Origin of the sequence: Jannaschia sp. GRR-S6-38 (genome assembly GCF_029853695.1) — a bacterium.
Classification (GTDB): domain Bacteria; phylum Pseudomonadota; class Alphaproteobacteria; order Rhodobacterales; family Rhodobacteraceae; genus Jannaschia; species Jannaschia ovalis.
Map to the genome: position 1 here is coordinate 1,905,754 of NZ_CP122537.1, position 19,361 is coordinate 1,925,114.

Sequence of the window (19,361 nt, forward strand, 5' to 3'; positions counted from 1 at the left end):
CGGCCGGAATGTCGATCCGCTCAGCCGCGCCTTCGCGGCGCACGTCGCGCGGCAGGGCCGCGTCCCAGATCGCCGTGCTACCGGTCCAGGCTGCTCATCAGCGAGCGCGGATCGACCGCGCCGATGACCGTCCCGTTCTCCTCGACCGGCACCGGCTCCGTGCGGTGGGCGACCAGCGGGATCAGGTCCTTGATCGGGGTCGCGACATCCACCGCGTCGCCGGTGCCGTCGGTTCCGGGCCGCATCGCGTCGCGCGCGGTCAGCACGCCGAGCGGGTTCATGTGGGCCACGAAGTCGCGCACGTAGTCGTTCGACGGCTTGCCGAAGATCTCGGCCGGGGCGCCGAACTGCACGATGCGCCCCCCTTCCATGATGGCGATCTCGTCGCCCAGCTTGAACGCCTCGTCCAGGTCGTGGCTCACGAAGACGATGGTGCGCTTCAGGCGCTGCTGCAGCTCCAGGAGCTCGTCCTGCAGCCGCGTGCGGATCAGCGGGTCGAGCGCGCTGAACGGCTCGTCCATCAGGAGGATCGGCGCGTCGGTCGCGAAGGCGCGGGCCAGGCCCACGCGCTGCTGCATGCCGCCCGAAAGCTCCGAGACGCGGTGATCGGCCCAGTCGGTCAGGCCGACCAGCTCGAGCTGGCGCTCGACGGCGGCGTCGCGCTCGGCGCGGGACAGGCCGGCCAGTTCCAGCCCGAAGCCCACATTCTCGCGCACGCGGCGCCAGGGCAGCAGGCCGAATTGCTGGAACACCATCGCGACGCGGCTCTGGCGCAGGCGGCGCAGCTCGCGGGGCCGGGCCTTGGTGACCGAGACCATGCCGCCGCCGCCCTCGATCCGCACCTCGCCGCGCGCCACGGGATTGAGCCCGTTCACCGCGCGCAGCAGCGTCGACTTGCCCGAGCCCGACAGCCCCATCAGCACGAGGATGCCGCCCTCGCGCACCGTCAGGGTGCAGTCGTGGACGCCCAGGACCTGGCCCGTCCGCTCCTGGATCTCGGCCCGGCTGAGGCCCTCGTCCATCAGCGGCAGCGCCGCCTCGGGATTCGCGCCGAAGACGATCGAGACGTTGTCGAACTCGACGGCGGGCGGGGCGTCGGGATTGCGGGTCATTTGCGCTCCATCCGCAACATGCGGTCGAGGATGATGGCGACGACCACGATCACGAGGCCGCTCTCGAAGCCCAGCGAGGTGTTCACCTGGTTGAGCGCGCGCACCACCGGGACGCCCAGCCCGTCGGCGCCCACCAGCGCGGCGATCACGACCATCGACAGCGACAGCATGATGGTCTGGTTCAGGCCGGCCATGATCTGCGGCAGCGCATAGGGCAGCTCGACCTTCCACAGGACCTGCCGCGGCGTGGCGCCGAAGGCGAGGCCCGCCTCGCGAAGTTCGGTCGGCGTCGAGGCGATGCCGAGCTGGGTCAGGCGGATCGGGGCGGGCAGCACGAAGATCACCGTGGCGATCAGGCCGGGCACCATGCCGATGCCGAAGAAGACGATGGCCGGGATCAGGTAGACGAAGGTCGGCAGCGTCTGCATCAGGTCGAGCACGGGCCGCATCCCGGCATAGAGGCGCGGCCGATGCGCCGCGGCGATCCCCACCGGCACGCCGATCGCCATGCAGACGACGCAGGCCGACAGGACCAGCGTCAGGCTTTCGGTCGTCTCCTCCCAGTAATCCTGGTTGAGGATGAACAGGAATCCGAGCGCCACGAAGAGACAGACCTTCCAGCTGCGCTGCAGAGCCCAGGTCAGCGCGACGAAGGCGGCGATCACGAGGAGCGGATGCGGCGTCTGCATCACCCAGAGGATTGCGTCGATCATCGCCTCCATGACCAGTGACAGCCCGTCGAATAGCGCGGCGAGGTTGGTCTGCAGCCAGTCGAAGCCGCTGGCCGCGGCCCGCCCGACGGGCAGCTTGTTTTCGGTCAACCAGTCCATGGGGTCCCTTCCCGGGCGGGGTGTCGGGGGGCGGGCGGCCCGCCCCCCGCGTCAGTCTCGATGCGCTTACTGCAGCGCGGCGGTCACCGCCGCCATGGCGTCGCCGCCATCCTGCGTCGTGACGCCGTCGAGCCAGCCGTCGAGCACGCCCGTATTGGCGGTCAGCCAGTCGCGCGCGGCATCGCGCGGATCGGCGCCGCCATCGAGGATCGCGCCCATGATCTGGTTTTCCATGGCCAGCGAGAACTCCATGTTCTGCAGAAGCTGGCCCACGTTCGGGCATTCCTCGACATAGCCCGCGCGGGTGTTGGTGTAGACCGTCGCGCCGCCGAGGTCGGGGCCGAAGAAATCGTCGCCGCCTTCCAGGTAGGTCAGCTCGAAATTGGCGTTCATCGGGTGCGGTTCCCAGCCGAGGAAGACGATGGGCTCGTCGCGGCGCGACAGCCGGTCGACCTGCGCCAGCATGCCCTGCTCGGAGCTTTCGACGACCTCGAATTCCGACAGGCCGAAGGCGTCCTGCTCGATCATCGCCTGGATCAGGCGGTTGCCGTCATTGCCGGGCTCGATTCCGTAGATCTTGCCGTCCAGCGCGTCGGCATTGGCGGCGATGTCGTCGAAGCTGTCGATGCCCAGCGCGGCGGCGGCGGCATTGGCGGCCAGCGTGTACTTGGCGCCTTCGAGGTTCGCGCGGACCGTCTCGACGGTTCCGGCCTCGCGATAGGGGGCGATATCGGCCTCCATCGTGGGCATCCAGTTGCCCAGGAAGACGTCGATGTCGCCCTCAGCCATCGAGGTGTAGGTGATCGGCACCGACAGGACCTTCACGTCGGGCTCGTAGCCTAGTGCGTCCAGCACGACGCTGGCGACCGCGGTGGTGGCGGTGATGTCGGTCCAGCCCACGTCCGAGAAGGTGACGGTCCCGCAGCTGTCCTGCGCGGCGGCGGCGCCGGCGGTCAGCGCGAGGGCCGAGACGGCGGAAAGAATATGACGGGTCATGTGAAGTCGCTCCCTGTTGACGTTGTTTGGGGCGGGTTATATTGACTGACTAGTCAATCAACAACCCCACCCCTTGGATCATTGGCCGGAGTATCTTGTGCCCCGCACCGGAATGGAACCCCTGCGCCGCGACGCGCTGATCCGCGCCGCGATCGACGAGATCGCGGAAGGCGCGGGCCGCGACGTGACCGTGGCCCGCATTGCCAAGCGCGCCGGCATGTCGCCGGCGCTGGCGCATCACTATTTCGGGTCGAAGGATCGGATGCTGCTGGCGGCCATGCGCCGGGTCCTGTCGGATTTCGGCGCCGAAGTGCGCGCCGGCCTGGCCCGGGCGGACACGCCGCTGGAGCGTCTCGAGGCGATCATCCGGGCCTCGTTCGGGCCGACAAACTTCCGACCCGAGGTCGTGGCCGCCTGGCTCGCCTTCTATGTCGAAGCTTTCGCCGGCCCCGAGGCGCGGCGGCTGCTGCATGTCTATCAAGGCCGCCTGCGCTCGAACCTGCTGCACGCGCTGCGCCCGCTTACCGCCGAACCCGAGCCGTTGGCCGAGGGGATCGCGGCCCTGATCGACGGGCTCTACGTGCGCCAGGCCCTGCGCCGCGACCGGATGACGCCCGAGGCCTCGGCCGAACTGGTCATGGACCACGCCCGCGCCGCGATCGAACGAAAGGACGCCCGATGACCCGCCCCGACGCGCAGCCCCGCGCCTCGCATTTCGTCGACGGCGCCTATCTCGAGGACGGTGCCGGTACCCCGATCCCGGTGCGCTATCCCGCGACGGGCGAGACCGTGGCCACCGTCCACGCCGCGACGCGGGCCGTGATCGACCGCGCGCTGGACTCGGCGACCCTCGCCCAGGCCGACTGGGCCGCCACCGACCCGTCCGAGCGCGGCCGCATCCTGCGCCGCGCGGCCGATCTGATCCGCGCGCGCAATCGCGAACTGTCGGAGCTGGAGACGCTCGACACCGGCAAGCCGCTGCAGGAGACGCTCGTGGCCGACGCGGCTTCCGGCGCCGATGCGCTGGAATATTTCGGCGGGCTGGCCGTGGACCAGACCGGGACATCCATGTCCTTCGGCGCCGACTGGGCCTACACGATCCGCCGCCCGTTGGGCGTCTGCGCCGGGATCGGCGCGTGGAACTACCCCACCCAGATCGCTTGCTGGAAGGCCGCGCCCGCGCTCGCCACCGGCAACGCCATGGTCTTCAAGCCGTCCGAGGCGACGCCGCTCTGCGCGCTGAAGTTGGCCGAGATCCTGGTCGAGGCCGGGCTGCCCGCGGGCCTGTTCAATGTGGTGCAGGGCATGGGCGAGGTCGGCGCCGCGCTTTCCACTGACCCCCGCGTGGCCAAGGTGACGCTGACCGGCTCGGTCCCCACGGGCCGCAAGGTGCACGCCGCCGCCGCCGAGCGGATGAAGCACGTCACGATGGAGCTGGGCGGCAAATCGCCCTTCATCGTGTTCCCCGACGCCGATCTGGACGATGCCGTCTCGGCCGCGATCAACGCGAATTTCTATTCCTCCGGGCAGGTCTGCTCGAACGGGACGCGGGTCTTCCTGCACGGGGATATCGCGCAAGACTTCACCGACCGGCTGATCGCCCGCACCCGCAACGCCCGGATCGGCGATCCGCTGGACGAGGCCACGGATTTCGGCCCGATGACCACCGAGGCGCAGATGCAGACCGTCCTGCGCCACCTCGACACCGCCCGCGCCGAGGGCGCGACCGTCGCGCTGGGCGGCCATCGTATCGACCGTCCCGGATGGTGGATCGAGCCCACGGTGCTGACCGGTCTCACCGACGACATGACCTGCGTGCGCGAGGAGATCTTCGGCCCCGTCCTGTCGATCCTGACCTTCGAGGACGAGGACGAGGTGATTGCGCGCGCCAACGCGACCGAGTTCGGCCTCTCCGCCGGCCTCTTCACCCGGGACCTGGCGCGCGCGCATCGCGTCGTGGCGCGGCTGCAGGCCGGGACCTGCTGGATCAATCAGTACAACCTGACGCCCGCGGGCCTGCCCTTCGGCGGCTCCAAGGCGTCGGGCATCGGGCGCGAGAACGCGCGCGCCGCGATGGATCATTTCACCGAGATCCAGAGCGTCTATGTCGGCATGACCCCGGTCGAGGCGGCCTACTGACATGACCCGTCTCATCGCGGATTACGTCGTCGTCGGGGCGGGTTCGGCGGGCTGCGCGATCGCCTATCGCCTGGTCGAGGCCGGGCATTCGGTGCTGGTGGTCGAGCATGGCGGCACCGATGCGGGCCCGCTGATCCAGATGCCCGGCGCGCTGTCCTTCCCGATGAACATGGCGCGCTACGACTGGGGCTATTTTTCCGAGCCCGAGCCGTATCTGGGCGGCCGGGTGCTGGCCACGCCGCGGGGCAAGGTGCTGGGCGGGTCGAGCAGCATCAACGGCATGGTCTATGTCCGCGGCCATGCCCGCGATTTCGATCACTGGGCCGAGGCTGGGGCCATGGGCTGGGCCTTTCGCGACGTGCTGCCCTATTTCAAGCGGATGGAGAGCTGGCACGATGGCGGCCATGGCGGCGACCCCGCCTGGCGCGGCACGGACGGTCCGCTCCACATCACGCGGGGGCGGCGCGACAACCCGCTCTACGACGCCTTCGTGCAGGCCGGGCGGCAGGCGGGCTACCAGCTGACCGGCGACTATAACGGCGAGAAGCAGGAAGGCTTCGGCCCGATGGAGCAGACGGTCTGGAAGGGCCGCCGCTGGTCCGCCGCCAATGCTTATCTCAAGCCCGCCCGCGCCACGCAGCGCTGCGAGGTCGTGCGCGGGCTGGTCGAGCGCGTCGCGTTCGCCGAGGGCCGCGCTACGGGCGTGTGCCTGGCGGGGGGACAACTGGTGGAAGCCCGGGCCGAGGTGATCCTGGCCGCCGGCGCGATCAATTCGCCCAAGCTGCTGATGCAATCTGGGATCGGCCCGGCCGACCACCTGCGCGAGACCGGGATCACGGTGCTGCGCGACCGGCCGGGCGTGGGCGGCAACCTGCAGGACCATCTGGAGCTCTACGTCCAGATGGCCGCCAGCCAGCCGGTCACGCTGTTTCGCTACTGGAGCCTGCTGGGCAAGGCCTGGGTCGGGGCGCGCTGGCTCTTCACGCGGACCGGGCCGGGGGCCACGAACAATTTCGAAAGCGCGGCCTTCATCCGCTCCGCCGCCGGGGTCGAATATCCCGACATCCAGTTCCACTTCCTGCCGCTCGCCGTGCGCTACGACGGGCAGGCGGCGGCGGAGGGGCATGGCTTCCAAGCCCATGTCGGGCCCATGCGCTCGGCCTCGCGGGGGACGGTCCGGCTACGCTCGGCCGATCCGGCGGCGGCCCCGCGCATCCGGTTCAACTACATGAGCGACCCGCAGGACTGGGCCGATTTCCGCAAAACCATCCGCCTGACGCGCGAGATCTTCGAACAGGACGCCTTCGCGCCGTTCCGCCGGCACGAGATTCTGCCGGGCGAGGGCGTCCGGACAGATGCCGGGCTGGACGACGCGATCCGGGAGCATGTGGAGAGCGCCTACCACCCCTGCGGCACCTGCCGGATGGGCGCCGCCGACGATCCCGGCGCCGTAGTCGACCCCCAGACTCGCGTGATCGGCGTCGACGGCCTGCGCCTCGCCGACAGCTCGATCTTCCCGCGGATCACCAATGGCAACCTGAACGGCCCCTCGATCATGGTGGGCGAGAAAGCCGCCGATCACGTCCTCGGACGGCAGCTGCCGCCCGAGGAGGCCACGCCATGGATCCACCCCGATTGGGCCACGGCGCAGCGCTAGATCAGACGGGGGTCACGCCGGGCACGGCCTCCGACAGCCAGAAGCCGCCGCTGTCGTAATCCCAGGCCGGCACCTTCATCCCAACCGAGCCGTCCGCCCTCGGTTTCGTCGCCGCCAGCGGCTGCGCGCGCAACGAGGGCCCCGCGAAGCGGACCGCGTGGTCGGATCCGGTGTCGGGGAAGCCGCCGTCGCCGCCGGGGCGGTTCGAGAAATTCGCCTGCCACAGCATCCGCACGCTGGCCGTGCCGGGCGCGAAATTGTCGAAGCGGTTGCGGCCGGACCGGTCGATCCCGCCGATATGGTTGGCGCAGCGATACCACGCGTCCGCGCCCGGCAGCACGCTCCACGGCATGATTGCCGCCTTGAAGACCGCGCCACTGTCGGTGTTGGCCAGCGGCGTGCCCACCGGCCAGACGCCGCCGGGATCGTCGGGGTTGGCGAGGCTCGCGGGAAAGGCCGTCTTCAGCGTGATCCGCCCGGCCACGCGATCGACGCCCGCCGCGTCGAACAGGTCGAACGCGGTCAGGCGGCTGTAATGCGAGTAGGTCCGGCCGGCGGCGTTGCGATAGCCGTAGATGACGACGCCCCGCGCGTGATCGGCCCCGCCCGCGTCGTTCCAGCCCGTCCCGTCGGTCAGTACGATCTCCATGTCACCGGGCGCGAGCGGCGCGGCCAGCGTCGTCAGGCTGTCCGTGCCGCCATTGGCCCAGCGCATGTGGTGATGCGGCAGGATCGCGAGGCCGTCCGCGTCGAATCCCTCGAAGCCGATGGCCTGCTTGTGGCGGTTGCCGTCGCCGAAGGCGGACCAGTCGCCCGCGATGTCGTCCTGGAACACGAGGCAGCTTGCCGCGTAGACGCGGTTCGGATCGACGGGGACGCGCTCCGCGGCGACGAGGTCCGCGCCGAGATGGCCGCGATAGACGAAGGCCGCGGGCAGGTCGGGCGTCTCGGACCCGTCCGCCGTCATGCCGGCGGGGATGTTGTAGCCGGTCCCGAGGCTGCCCGTGCCGTTGGTGACCAGGTCCCCGCCGCGCGAGGCGATATAGGCGGCCGTCACCGCCCCGCCGGCTCCGAAGGCCGGATCCGTGATGCCGTCCACGCCCGAGGGGAAGCGCACCCGCCCGTCGGCGGCGGTCACGACCAGCGCGTCGCGCCAGCTTCCGCCGTCGGCGCTGACCTTCACGCGCAGGTCGTCATCGCCCGACAGCCCGATCTCGGCGCGCCCCGACCAGTCCGATTGCCACAGCAGCGATGCCGTCTCTGACGCGGCCCCTTTGTTGAGCTTCAGGCGCATGCCCCCGCCCGCATGGGTCAGCAGCACCGCGTCCGACGCCACGGCCAGCCTGTTTTCCGAATCGGCGCCCGTCGCGATCCCAAGCTGGTCGAGCGTCTCGGGCGGCGCGGCGACGGCTTGCCAGGCGGTCCCGTCCCAGCCCAGCAGCCCCGCTTCGGCCACCGACCAGGCCAGCCAGCCCGGTCGCGGCGCGTGGAAGCGCCAGGCGCCGTCCTCGCGCGCCGCGATCTGCCCCTCGCGCCCCGCGAAGGCGTCCGAGGCGCCCGGCCCGACGATCCAGCGGTCGCCTTCGTCCGGTGTGGCCGGCGGGGCGGAGAGCCTGTCCAGCACCGAAAGCTGCACGATCGCGTCCAGCGTGCGCAGCGCCTCGTTATGCGTGATGTGTTTCTGGGCCTGGTTTCCCTGGATGTAGGGAAGCTCCAGTCGGGTGGATCGTTCGGACGATTGGGTCATCGGGGCATCTCTCCTTGCTGGAAGGGGACGCTCTGGCCGAACAGTTAACGGCGTCTTAGGCCTCGCCGCCGGCCCGGGGGCGCGGGTCCCGCCCGGTGTTGCCGCATTGCGCCGCTCCTGGGCCCTTGCGCCGCGCCCGCACCTTCGCCCTAATCCCGCCAAACGTGGATGGTGCAGCCATTCGCGCGGTCCCGGGCCGGCGGCGGCGCCGTCCGGGCCGGTCGTTTGGCGTTTGAAGGTTAGGTTGAGCAGATGAAGATTGCGATGATTGGCACGGGCTATGTCGGCCTCGTCTCGGGCGTGTGTTTCTCGGATTTCGGACACGCGGTTTGCTGCGTCGACCGCGACCCCGCCAAGATCGAGATGCTCGAGGCCGGACGCCTTCCGATCTACGAGCCCGGGCTGGAGGACCTGCTCGCCCGCAATGTCGAGGCCGGGCGCCTCAGCTTCACGACCAGCCTGACCGACGCCGTCGACGGGGCCGACGCGATCTTCATCGCGGTGGGCACGCCGACGCGGCGGGGCGACGGCCACGCGGACCTGACCTATGTGATGTCCGCCGCCGAGGAGATCGCGAAGGCCCTGACCGGATATGCCGTGGTCGTCACCAAGTCGACCGTGCCCGTCGGCACGAACCGCAAGGTGGCCGAGGTGATGCGCGCCGCCAACCCGGAGGCCGCGTTCGACGTGGCCTCGAACCCCGAATTCCTGCGCGAGGGGGCGGCGATCGACGACTTCATGCGCCCCGACCGCGTCGTCGTCGGCGTCGAGACGGCCCGCGCGGGCGAGGTGATGTCCGACATCTACCGCCCGCTCTACCTGCGGGACTTCCCGATCATGGTCACCGACCTCGAGTCGGCGGAGATGATCAAATACGCGGCCAACGCCTTTCTCGCGACGAAGATCACCTTCATCAACGAGATCGCGGCGCTCTGCGAACGCGTCGGCGCGGATGTGAAGAACGTCTCCAAGGGCATTGGCATGGATGGCCGGATCGGAAACAAGTTCCTGCATGCCGGGCCCGGCTACGGCGGGTCGTGCTTCCCCAAGGACACCGCCGCGCTGGCACGGATCGGGCAGGAGCACGCGATCCCGATGCAGATCGTCGAGACGGTGATGCGCGTCAACGAGGGCGTGAAGACCCGCATGATCGAGAAGCTGCGCGACCTCTGCGACGACAGCTTCAACGGCCGCACCGTCGCGGTGCTGGGCGTGACCTTCAAGCCGAACACCGACGACATGCGCGCCGCGCCCAGCCTGACCATCGTGCCCGCGCTGGTGGGCGGCGGGGCGCATGTGCGCGTCGTCGATCCCGAGGGCCGACGCGAGGGCGAGGCGCTGCTTCCCGGCGTGCATTGGTGCGAAGACCCCTACGAGGCGGCGAAGGGCGCGGATCTGATCGTGCTGATGACGGAATGGAACGAGTTTCGCGCGCTCGACCTGCGCCGCATCGCGACGGGCATGGCGACACCGCGGATGGCCGATCTGCGCAACATCTACGATCGCGACGACGTCATCGGCGCCGGGTTCGAAGCCTACGAGGCCGTCGGGCGCTGACTTGAAGATCCTCTTCATCCACCAGAACATGCCCGGCCAGTACCGCGAGCTTCTCGACTGGCTGCGCGGGCAGGGCGGGCATGAGCTCGTCTTCCTGACCCAGCGCCGCGACCTTCCCGAGATGGCCGGGGTCCGAAAGATCGTCTACCGCCCGCACCACGTCCCGAAGGACGGCGCCTACGGCCTGTCCCGCGTCTGGGAGGAAGCCGCCGGCGCGGGCTATGGCGCCGCGCTCGCGATCGCACGGCTCAAGTCCGGCGGCTTCGTCCCCGACATCGTGCTGGGCCATACCGGCTGGGGCGAGATGCTGTTTCTCAAGCAGGTCCTGCCGGACACGCCGGTCCTGGGGTTCTTCGAATACTACTACCGCGAGCATGGCGGGCCGGTGAATTTCGACCCCGAGGAGCCGGCGACGGACACCGCGCCCTTCCTTCTGCACGCACGCAACGCGATCCCCAACTCGATGCTCCACGTGGTCGATCGCGGCCTCGCTCCGACCCGCTGGCAGCGCGACTGCTTTCCCGACCCGTTCCAAGACAAGCTCTACGTCTGCCATGACGGCATCCGCACCGACCGGCTGGGCCCCGATCCCGAGGTTGCGCTCGAACTGGGCCGGGCGGGCCGGGTGACCCGGGCCGACGAGATCTTCACCTATGTCGCCCGCAACATGGAGCGCACGCGCGGCTTTCACGTCTTCATGCGCGCGCTGCCCGAGATCCTCGACGCGCGACCCGAGGCGCGCGCGCTGATCGTCGGCGGCTCCGGCGCGTCCTACGGCAAGGCCAGCGCGGCCGAGGGGGGCTTCCGGGCCGAGATGGAGCGCGAGGTCGGCCACCGGGTCGACTGGGACCGCGTGCATTTCCTGGGCCAGCTGCCCTATCGCGACTTCCGCAAGGTCGTGCAGATCAGCCGCTGCCACATCTACCTGACCATGCCCTTCGTGCTCTCCTGGTCGCTGCTAGAGGCGATGGCGATGGAGGCCACCATCGTCGCCTCGGACGTCCCCCCGGTCCGCGAGGCGATCACCCATGGCGAGACGGGCCTGCTGGTCGATTTCTTCCGCCCGGGCGACCTCGCGGCGCAGGTCGTGGATGTGCTCGCCCGCCCCGAGGCCCATGCCGAGCTGGGCCCGGCCGCGCGGGCGCATGTCGTGAAGACCTACGATTTCCTCGATATCTGCCTGCCGCAGCACATCGCGCAGATCAACGCGCTGGTGCCCGCCGATCGCCGCATCGCGCTCTGAGCCCGGGCCGCAAGCCCATTGACCCCCGCCCCCGGGCGCGCCATTCCCCGGCGCCATGACCGATCCCCTCGACACCGGCCGCGAGGTGCTGCGCACCGAGGGCGAAGCGCTTCTGGCGCTGGCCCGCGACATGCCCGCCGATTTCGCCGCGGTCGTGGCGCGCATCGCCGACGCGCCGGGCCGCGTGATCGTGACCGGCATCGGCAAGTCCGGCCATATCGCCCGCAAGATTGCCGCCACGCTCGCCTCGACCGGCACCCGCGCGCTCTTCGTGCATCCGGCGGAGGCCAGCCACGGCGACCTCGGCATGATCGGGGTCGAGGATATCGTGCTCGCCATCTCCAATTCCGGTGAGACGGTCGAGCTGCGCGACATCGTCGCCCATACCCGGCGCTTCGGGGTGACGCTGATCGGCCTGTCGTCGCGCGCGGAGTCGACCCTGATGCAGCAGGCCGACCTGCGCCTGACCCTGCCGCGCCTGCCCGAAGCTTGCGGCATCGGCATGGTGCCCACCACCTCGACCACGCTGACGCTGGGGCTGGGCGACGCGCTGGCCGTCGCGCTCCTGCGGCTGCGCGGCTTCCGGGCCGAGGATTTCTCGGTCTTCCACCCGGGCGGCAAGCTCGGTGCGCAGATGGCGCGGGTCTCGCAGATCATGGCCTCGGGCGACCGCCTGCCGCTGGTCGAGGTCGCGACGCCGATGGGCGAGACGCTGGTCGAGATGACCGCCAAGGGCCTCGGGATCGCCGCCGTGACCGAGGACGGGCGGCTGGCGGGCGTCATCACCGATGGCGACCTGCGCCGGAACATGGATCACCTGATGGACCGCCGCGCGGGCGAGGTCGCGACCCGCGACCCGCTGACCGTGCCGCCCGACATGCTGGCCGCCAAGGCGCTGGCCATCCTGAACGAACGCAAGATCAACGTCCTGATCGTCTGCGAGGACGATCGCCCGGTCGGCGTGCTGCACATCCACGACCTGCTGCGCGCCGGCGTCGCCTGAGGAGGGCCCATGAAGACGGCCATCGTCATTCCCGCCCGCTACGCCTCGACCCGCTATCCCGGCAAGCCGCTGGCCGAGCTGCGCCAGAAGGATGGCAGCGCGAAATCCCTTATCCGCATGACCTGGGAGGCCGCGCAGACCGTCGCAGGGAACCACGCGATCCACGTCGCCACCGATGACGACCGCATCGCCGAGCATGCGCGTGGGTTCGGCGCCTCGGTCCTCATGACCTCCACCGAGGCGAAGAACGGCACCGAGCGCTGCGCCGAGACGCTGGACCGGATCGACGCCGACCTGATCGTGAACCTGCAGGGCGACGCGCCGCTGACCCCGCCCTGGTTCGTCGAGGCCCTGATCGCGCGGATGGCCGAGGATCGCGAGGCGGCGGTGGCCACGCCGGTGCTGCGCTGCGACGCCCATACCTACGAGATGTTCGTCGAGGATCGCCGCGAAGGCCGCGTCGGCGGCACGACGGCGGTGTTCGACCGCAAGGGCCACGGTCTCTATTTCTCGAAGGAGGTCATTCCCTATATCGACCCGGGCAAGCGCCCCGACCCGATCCCGGTCTTCCACCATGTCGGCGTCTATGCCTACCGCCCGGATGCGCTGCGCGCCTATGTCGAATGGCCCGAGGGCGAGCTGGAGCGCCGCGAGGGGCTGGAACAGCTCCGCTTCCTCGAAAACCGCGCCACCGTCGCCTGCGTCGAGGTCGAGGCGCGGGGCCGCGTGTTCTGGGAACTCAATAACCCGGCGGACATTCCCCGGATCGAAGCCGTGCTAGGAGCGTGACCATGGATCCCATCGCCAGCCGCATCGTCGACGTCTCGGGCATCCCCGTCGGCGGGTCCGAGCCCTTCGCCCTGATCTCCGGCCCCTGCCAGCTCGAAAGCCTCGACCATGCGCGCATGATGGCCGAGCGGATCGCGGCGGCCTGCGCGCCCACGGGAACCCGCTTCGTCTTCAAGGCGAGCTACGACAAGGCCAACCGCTCCTCGCTTGGGACTGAGCGGGGCCTCGGGATGGAGGAGGGGCTGCGCATCCTCGACGCCATCCGCACCGAGTTCGGCTGCCCTGTCCTGACCGACGTGCACGAGCCCGGGCACTGCGCCCCCGCGGGCGAGGTCTGCGACGTGCTGCAGATCCCGGCCTTCCTGTCGCGCCAGACGGACCTTCTGCTGGCGGCGGGCCGGACAGGCCGGACGATCAACATCAAGAAGGGCCAGTTCCTCGCCCCCTGGGACATGGCCAATGTCGCCGCTAAAGTCGCGAGCGCCGGCAACGAGAAGATCCTGCTCTGCGATCGCGGCACCAGCTTCGGCTACAACACGCTGGTCAGCGACTTCCGCGGCCTGCCCGTGATGGAGGCGACGGGCTACCCGGTGGTCTTCGACGCGACCCATTCCGTGCAGCAGCCGGGTGGGCAGGGCGGCCGGTCCGGCGGGCAGCGCGAATTCGCGCCGGTTCTGGCCCGCGCAGCCTGCGCGGTCGGCGTCTCGGCCCTGTTCATCGAGACGCATGAAGACCCCGACAACGCCCCCTCGGACGGGCCGAACATGATCCCCGTCGATCGGATGGAAGCGCTGATCGGCGAGTTGCGCGCCTTCGACGACCTGCGCAAGGGTCGCTGAGGGGCGTCAGCCCGGCACCATCGCCTTGATCGCCGCGACGTGGCTGGCCTGCGTGTCGGCCAGGTCCTCCGCCATCTCGCGCGCCGCCGCCCGCGCGTCCGGGACCACGCGGTCCACCAGCCCGAAGGCCAGCGCTTCGGCGGCGTCCAGCCGCGCGCCCGCGGCGAGGATCAGCTTCGCGCGCGCCGGGCCGACCAGCGCGGCCAGTCGCGCGGGGTCCGACGGTTGCGGCAGGTAGCCCAGCTTGGCCACCGGATAGAAGAAACTGGCCTGCGGCACGGCCAGCCGGATGTCGCAGGCCAGCGCCATCCCGAAGGCCCCGCCGGCCAAGGTGCCGTTCAGCGCGGCGACCGGCAGGCCGGGAAACGCGGCCACGGCGCCCGACAGCCGCTCCCAGAGCGGCGAGGTCGCGAGGCCCGCACGCGCCTCGTCCAGGTCGGCGCCGGCGCTGAACACCGTGTCGCCGGCTCCGGTCAGCACCAGCAGGCGCGTGTCATGGGCTGCCTCGACGGCTTGGGCCAGATCCTCCAGCATCGCGGCGGTCAGCGAATTGGCGCGCCTGGTTCGGTCGATCGTGAGCGTCAGGACACCCGCCGCCGTCTCCTGCCGGATCACGTCAGGCCGATGCGGGCGCGCAGGCCCTCCTCGCGCAGCGACAGCTCGGTGCCGCGCAGGTCGTCGGCTTCGGGCGTGCACATCCACACCAAGGTCTGCGCGACCCATTCGGGCGAGATGTGATCGTCCCAATCGAGCTCCGCGACCGGACCGACGCCCGAGGCCTTGATTTGCCGCTGCATTTCGGTCGCCACCGTTCCCGGCGACAAACCCATCACGCGCAGCCGCTCGCCATGCTCGGCATGGGCGGCCTCGGTCAGCATCTTCGCGGCGGCCTTCGAGGTGCAATAAGCCGACCAGCCCGGCAAGGCCCGGTGCGCCGCCCCCGAGGAGATCGTGATCAGCGTCCCCGACCCCTGCGCCTCCATCACCGGGATCGCGGCGCGCAGGCCGTGATAGACGCCCTTGACGTTCACGTCGATCACCGTGCCCCAGGCCTGCGGGTCCAGCTCGGCCATGTCGCCGATGGGTTCGATCACGCCGGCATTGTTGATGACGACGTCCAGCGATCCGAAGGCCTCCTGCGCCGCTTCCACCGCGGTCGCGACCTCGTGCCAGCGCGCCACGTCGCAAGGCACGGCCAGCGCCTGGTCGGAGCCGATTTCCTTCGCGAGATCGGCAATGGCGTCCGTGCCGCGGGCGAGCAGGACCACGCGGGCCCCGGCCGCGGCGAACGCGCGCGCCGCGCTGGCGCCGATCCCGCGCGACGCGCCGGTGATCAGGACGGTCTTGCCCGCAATTGCAGTCGTGTCGGTCATGGGGGCCTCCGGTTGACCCGGTCGTCGGGGTCGGCTTGAGTTGTCGGCATATCTCTACAGGAAGCGTCACCATGTCGAAACATGCCTTCGCCGGGGCCGCGGCCCTCCTTCTCACGACCGCGCCCGCGGCTTGGGCCGAGCTGTCCGGCCCGGCGCTCTGGGCCGATTGGCAGGATTTCTACGGGCGGTTCGGGGGCGCGCTCGTCGCCGCCGACGAGCGCTACGAGGACGGCGTGCTGACGCTCGACGGCGTCCGCTTCGAAAACGATATCGGCGGCGCCGCGACCCGGAGCGAGGGCTTTGGCCCGATCCGCATGGTCGAGCAGGATGACGGCAGCGTCGCGATCGAATTGCCGCAGAGCTTCGAGATCTCGACCACGACGACGGTCGACGGCGAGAGCATCACGCAATCCGCGCAGCTGGCCAACGAGGGCCTGGAAATCGTCGCGCGCGAGGACGGCGCGCAGCGGGTCTACGACATGGCCGCCGACAGCGTGAGCTGGTCGATGGCGGATCCGGCCGGCGACGAAAGCGCGAGCCTCGGCATGATCCTGACCGGCCTCGTCTCGACCTACATCTCGGGCGGCGAGGATCCGAATGCCTTCGCGCAGACGCTCTCGGCGGATGGCGCGGCCGTCACCGTCGAGGCGACGGGGACGGAGGCGTTCTCGATGGCCTACGCGATGGAGGGCATCGCGTCGGATTTCGCGGGCGTTCTCGCCGGTGCGCCCGGGGGCGACGTGACCTCGCTGGCCGACCTTGGCCTCGTCTATGGCGGCGAGATGACCCATTCCGGCAGCACGCTGTCGCTGGACGGCACGGGCGACCAGGGTCCGTTCACGCTGACCGGCCAGTCGGAGGCGGGCGGCATCGAGGTCGCCATCGACGAGACGACGCTCAGCTACGGCGTCCGGTCGCAGGGCGGCGGCGTCACGGTCCAGACCGCGGCCTTCCCGCTGCCGGTCTCTGCCGCGATCGCCGAGCTGACGAGTTCGGTCACCCTCCCGGTCGGCGCGGGCCCCGAGGCGCGCCCGCTGGGCATGGAGCTCGTACTGCGCGACCTAGTCGTAGACGACTCGATCTGGAGCCTGTTCGACCCGACCGGCCAGCTGCCGCGCGATCCTGCGACCGTCGTCGTGGATGTCGACGGCAGCGCGGTGATGACCGCCGACCTCTTCGGCGGACCGGAGGCGATGGCCCGGCTGCAGGGCCCGCCGGGCGAGCTGGAGGGCGTGACGATCAACGAGCTGGTGATTTCCTTCGCCGGGGCGGAGTTGCGCGGATCGGGCGACCTGGACTTCCCGACCCCCGATCCGACCACACCCGTGGGCTCGATCACCCTTGCGCTCGACGGTGGCTTCCAGCTGCTCGACAGCCTCGTGGCGCTGGGCTTCGTCCCGGCCGAGCAGGCGGGCTTCTTCAAGGGCATGGCCGGCGCGGTCTCGCGCCCGGTGGGCGACGACCAGCTGGAATCGACCATCGAATTCAGCGAGGGCGGCGGCATCAGCGCGAACGGCATGCCGCTGCGCTGACGCGGGCCCCGCGACCCGATCCGGAAGCGCCCCGCCCTCGTGCGGGGCGTTTCCTTTCGGGCCGCCGCCTTGTGGGCCGGGGGTCGGCGGACTACCTCAGCGTCATCCCCACGCGAGCGAGCCCATGCAAGATCTCTCCGACCTGACCGACGCCCTGCTCCACGCCGCCAAGACGGCCGGGGCCGAGGCCGCCGACGCCCTGGCGGTCGACGGCACCTCGGTGTCGATCGACGTGCTGAAGGGCCGGCTCGAGCATGCGGAGCGGTCCGAGGGCGTCGAGATCGGTCTGCGCGTCCTGATCGGGCGGCGACAGGCCTGCGTCTCGGCCAGCGACACCCGGCCCGAGACCCTGTCGCGCATGGCCGAGCGCGCCGTGGCGATGGCCCGCGAGGCGCCCGAGGATCCGCATGTGGGTCTCGCCGATCCCGAACAATTGGCCCGCGACTGGGACGTGGCGGGGCTGGACCTCGTCGATCCGGCGGATCCGCCCAGCCCCGAGGCGCTTCAGGACATGGCCGCGCGCGCCGAGGCCGCCGCGCTGGCCGTCGACGGCGTCAGCCAGGTGTCCGCCGCCGGCGCGGGCCATGGTGACCGGCGCATCTGGCTGGCCGCCACCAACGGCTTCGCCGGGGGCTATCGCCGCACCGGAACCTCGCTTTCCTGCGTCGCGATCACCGGCGAGGGCACGGGGATGGAGCGGGATTACTACGGCGACAGCCGCATCCATTTCGCCGATCTCGACGACCCCGAGACGGTCGGCCGGATCGCGGGCGAGCGCACGATCGCCCGGCGCGGCGCCACCAAGCCGCCCACCGGCGCCTGGCCCGTGATCTACGACGAGCGGGTCGCGGGCGCGCTGATCGGGCATCTTCTGGGCGCGATCAACGGCACGAGCGTGGCGCGCGGCGCCAGCTTCCTGCGCGACGCGCTGGGCGCGGCGGTGCTGCCCGCGGGCCTGTCGCTGACCGAGGACCCGATGCTGCCCCGCGTCTCGGGCTCGCGCCCCTTCGACGGCGAGGGGCTGCCCGTCGCCCGCCGCGACATCGTCCGCGACGGGGTGCTGACCGGCTGGGTCACCGACCTTGCCACCGGACGGAAGCTCGGCACCGGCAGCACCGGGAACGCCGCGCGTGGTACCTCCGCGCCGCCTTCGCCCTCGACCTCCAACGTGATCCTCACGCAGGGCGAGCGCAGCCGCGCGGAGCTGATGGCCGAGATGGGCACGGGGCTTCTGATCACGTCGATGATCGGCTCCTCGATCAACGCCACGACGGGCGACTATTCCCGCGGCGCCTCGGGCTTCTGGGTCGAGAACGGCGAGATCGTCCGCCCGGTCAACGAGTGCACTGTGGCGGGTAACCTGCGCGACATGCTGCGCAGCATCGTGCCCGCCAACGACGCCCGCGCTTGGGTCGGGCGGCAGGTGCCGTCGCTTCTGGTCGAGGGGCTGACGATTGCCGGTGACTGACGCCGCCGCCGACCGCGCGCTCCTCGAGGACGCCGCCCGCGCGGCGGGCGAGATCGCGCGCCGGTATTTCCGCGCGCGGCCCGAGATTTGGGAAAAGGATGACGGCCAGGGCCCGGTGACCGAGGCGGACCTGGAAATCGACGCCATGCTGCGGGCGATGCTGACCGCCGCGCGCCCCGATTACGGCTGGCTGTCGGAGGAAAGCCCCGACGATTCCGACCGCCTGACCCGCGGGCGCGTCTTCATCGTCGATCCGATCGACGGCACCCGCGCCTTCATCAAGGGCGAAAGCGATTTCAGTCACGCGCTGGCCGTCGTCGAAAACGGCGCGCCGCTGGCCGCGGCCATCCACCTGCCGATCAAGGACCGGATGTACACTGCCGCCCAGGGGCAGGGGGCCAGCCGCGACGGCACCGTCATCGCGCCTTCGGGGCGCGGCGACTGGGACGGCGCGCGCGTGCTGGGCGCGAAGTCCAACTTCAAGCCCGAACGCTGGGCGCAGGGGCGCCCGCCCGTGGCGCCCGCCTTCGTGCCCTCGCTGGCCTACCGGCTGGCGCTGGTGGCGGAGGGCCGCTTCGACGCGATGGTGACCCTGCGCGCCAGCTGGGAATGGGACATCGCCGCCGGCGCGCTGATCGTGACCGAGGCCGGCGGCACCGCACAGGACCAGCGCGGCCGCCCCCTGCGCTTCAACAACCCGCATCCGCAGGTCGACGGTGTCGTCGCCGGGACGCGCGCGGTCCAGGCGGCGCTGGTCGCGGGGCTGGCCTGACCCCTGTCGCCCGCAACCGGCCTGCGCTAAGCCTGCCGAAAACCAGACAGGAGCCCTTCATGGTCCAGCGATTGCATCTCGTCTTCGGCGGCGAGTTGGTGAACCCCAGCTCGACGCAGTTCGCGGATGTCGACAAGATCGATATCGTCGGCATGTATCCCGATTACGCGAGCGCCTACGACGCCTGGAAGGGCGCCGCGCAGCGCACCGTGGACGATGCGCATATGCGCTATTTCATCGCCCATATTCATCGCCTGCGCGACGAGGAGACCGAGGCGTCGCCCACCGAGGAGCTGGGCTGACC

General features: G+C 70.6%; 18 protein-coding genes. 12 read left to right on the forward strand and 6 right to left on the reverse strand.

Going from position 1 to position 19,361, the window contains the following annotated elements:
- Positions 1 to 77: 77 nt before the first annotated feature.
- The 3 genes from choV to P8627_RS09700 form a co-directional block, all read right to left on the reverse strand.
- Positions 78 to 1,112: a choline ABC transporter ATP-binding protein gene (gene choV, locus P8627_RS09690; RefSeq protein ID WP_279963896.1), complete on the reverse strand. Its 1,035-nt coding sequence runs from the start codon at positions 1,110 to 1,112 to the stop codon at positions 78 to 80.
- Positions 1,109 to 1,942 (reverse strand): choline ABC transporter permease subunit, encoded by an 834-nt coding sequence (gene choW, locus P8627_RS09695; protein ID WP_279963897.1) that lies wholly within the window; start codon positions 1,940 to 1,942, stop codon positions 1,109 to 1,111. The genes choV and choW overlap by 4 nt, the downstream gene beginning before the upstream one ends.
- A 66-nt stretch (positions 1,943 to 2,008) precedes the next feature.
- Positions 2,009 to 2,938 (reverse strand): choline ABC transporter substrate-binding protein, encoded by a 930-nt coding sequence (locus P8627_RS09700; protein ID WP_279963898.1) that lies wholly within the window; start codon positions 2,936 to 2,938, stop codon positions 2,009 to 2,011.
- A gap of 112 nt (positions 2,939 to 3,050) precedes the next feature.
- Between P8627_RS09700 and betI the strand changes: the two genes are divergently transcribed.
- From betI to betA, 3 genes are read left to right on the forward strand one after another with little or no spacing between them, the layout of a single operon-like run.
- Positions 3,051 to 3,620: a choline-binding transcriptional repressor BetI gene (betI, locus tag P8627_RS09705; RefSeq protein ID WP_279963899.1), complete on the forward strand. Its 570-nt coding sequence runs from the start codon at positions 3,051 to 3,053 to the stop codon at positions 3,618 to 3,620.
- A complete protein-coding gene (gene betB, locus P8627_RS09710; protein ID WP_279963900.1) occupies positions 3,617 to 5,077 on the forward strand; it encodes a betaine-aldehyde dehydrogenase in 1,461 nt (486 codons plus the stop codon). The genes betI and betB overlap by 4 nt, the downstream gene beginning before the upstream one ends.
- 1 nt (position 5,078) lies before the next feature.
- Positions 5,079 to 6,734 carry a choline dehydrogenase gene (betA, locus tag P8627_RS09715; protein WP_279963901.1) on the forward strand — a complete coding sequence of 552 codons (1,656 nt, stop codon included), beginning with the start codon at positions 5,079 to 5,081 and terminating at the stop codon, positions 6,732 to 6,734.
- Position 6,735: 1 nt separating this feature from the next.
- Here betA and P8627_RS09720 read toward each other — a convergent pair whose 3' ends face one another.
- Entirely contained in the window at positions 6,736 to 8,481 is a 1,746-nt protein-coding gene (locus tag P8627_RS09720) for a DUF2793 domain-containing protein (protein ID WP_279963902.1), read from the reverse strand.
- Positions 8,482 to 8,733: 252 nt separating this feature from the next.
- Here P8627_RS09720 and P8627_RS09725 point away from each other — a divergent pair, with 252 nt between their 5' ends.
- Genes P8627_RS09725 through kdsA form a run of 5 tightly spaced genes read left to right on the forward strand, consistent with a single transcriptional unit; the run spans position 8,734 to position 13,912 of the window.
- A complete protein-coding gene (locus tag P8627_RS09725) occupies positions 8,734 to 10,038 on the forward strand; it encodes a UDP-glucose dehydrogenase family protein (RefSeq protein WP_279963903.1) in 1,305 nt (434 codons plus the stop codon).
- A gap of 1 nt (position 10,039) precedes the next feature.
- Positions 10,040 to 11,281, forward strand: a complete 1,242-nt coding sequence (locus P8627_RS09730; protein WP_279963904.1) for a glycosyltransferase — start codon at positions 10,040 to 10,042, stop codon at positions 11,279 to 11,281.
- 55 nt (positions 11,282 to 11,336) lie between these two features.
- A complete protein-coding gene (locus P8627_RS09735; RefSeq protein WP_279963905.1) occupies positions 11,337 to 12,284 on the forward strand; it encodes a KpsF/GutQ family sugar-phosphate isomerase in 948 nt (315 codons plus the stop codon).
- Positions 12,285 to 12,293: 9 nt separating this feature from the next.
- Positions 12,294 to 13,073 (forward strand): 3-deoxy-manno-octulosonate cytidylyltransferase, encoded by a 780-nt coding sequence (locus tag P8627_RS09740; RefSeq protein ID WP_279963906.1) that lies wholly within the window; start codon positions 12,294 to 12,296, stop codon positions 13,071 to 13,073.
- Positions 13,074 to 13,075: 2 nt separating this feature from the next.
- Positions 13,076 to 13,912, forward strand: coding sequence for a 3-deoxy-8-phosphooctulonate synthase (gene kdsA, locus P8627_RS09745; protein WP_279963907.1), 837 nt, complete (start codon positions 13,076 to 13,078; stop codon positions 13,910 to 13,912).
- 6 nt (positions 13,913 to 13,918) lie between these two features.
- On the opposite strand, the gene P8627_RS09750 is transcribed toward kdsA, so the two are convergent.
- Together P8627_RS09750 and P8627_RS09755 are read right to left on the reverse strand one after the other, a co-directional pair.
- On the reverse strand, positions 13,919 to 14,527 hold the full coding sequence (locus P8627_RS09750) for an enoyl-CoA hydratase/isomerase family protein (RefSeq protein WP_279963908.1): 609 nt from the start codon (positions 14,525 to 14,527) through the stop codon (positions 13,919 to 13,921).
- Entirely contained in the window at positions 14,524 to 15,285 is a 762-nt protein-coding gene (locus P8627_RS09755; protein WP_279963909.1) for an SDR family oxidoreductase, read from the reverse strand. The genes P8627_RS09750 and P8627_RS09755 overlap by 4 nt, the downstream gene beginning before the upstream one ends.
- 71 nt (positions 15,286 to 15,356) lie before the next feature.
- Between P8627_RS09755 and P8627_RS09760 the strand changes: the two genes are divergently transcribed.
- From P8627_RS09760 to P8627_RS09775, 4 genes are all read left to right on the forward strand, one after another.
- Positions 15,357 to 16,817: a hypothetical protein gene (locus P8627_RS09760; RefSeq protein ID WP_279963910.1), complete on the forward strand. Its 1,461-nt coding sequence runs from the start codon at positions 15,357 to 15,359 to the stop codon at positions 16,815 to 16,817.
- Between the two features lie 124 nt (positions 16,818 to 16,941).
- Complete coding sequence (locus tag P8627_RS09765) at positions 16,942 to 18,285, forward strand: TldD/PmbA family protein (RefSeq protein WP_279963911.1); 1,344 nt, start codon at positions 16,942 to 16,944, stop codon at positions 18,283 to 18,285.
- A complete protein-coding gene (locus P8627_RS09770) occupies positions 18,278 to 19,057 on the forward strand; it encodes a 3'(2'),5'-bisphosphate nucleotidase CysQ (RefSeq protein WP_407932930.1) in 780 nt (259 codons plus the stop codon). The genes P8627_RS09765 and P8627_RS09770 overlap by 8 nt, the downstream gene beginning before the upstream one ends.
- A gap of 59 nt (positions 19,058 to 19,116) precedes the next feature.
- On the forward strand, positions 19,117 to 19,359 hold the full coding sequence (locus P8627_RS09775; protein WP_279963913.1) for a DUF4170 domain-containing protein: 243 nt from the start codon (positions 19,117 to 19,119) through the stop codon (positions 19,357 to 19,359).
- Positions 19,360 to 19,361: the final 2 nt, after the last annotated feature.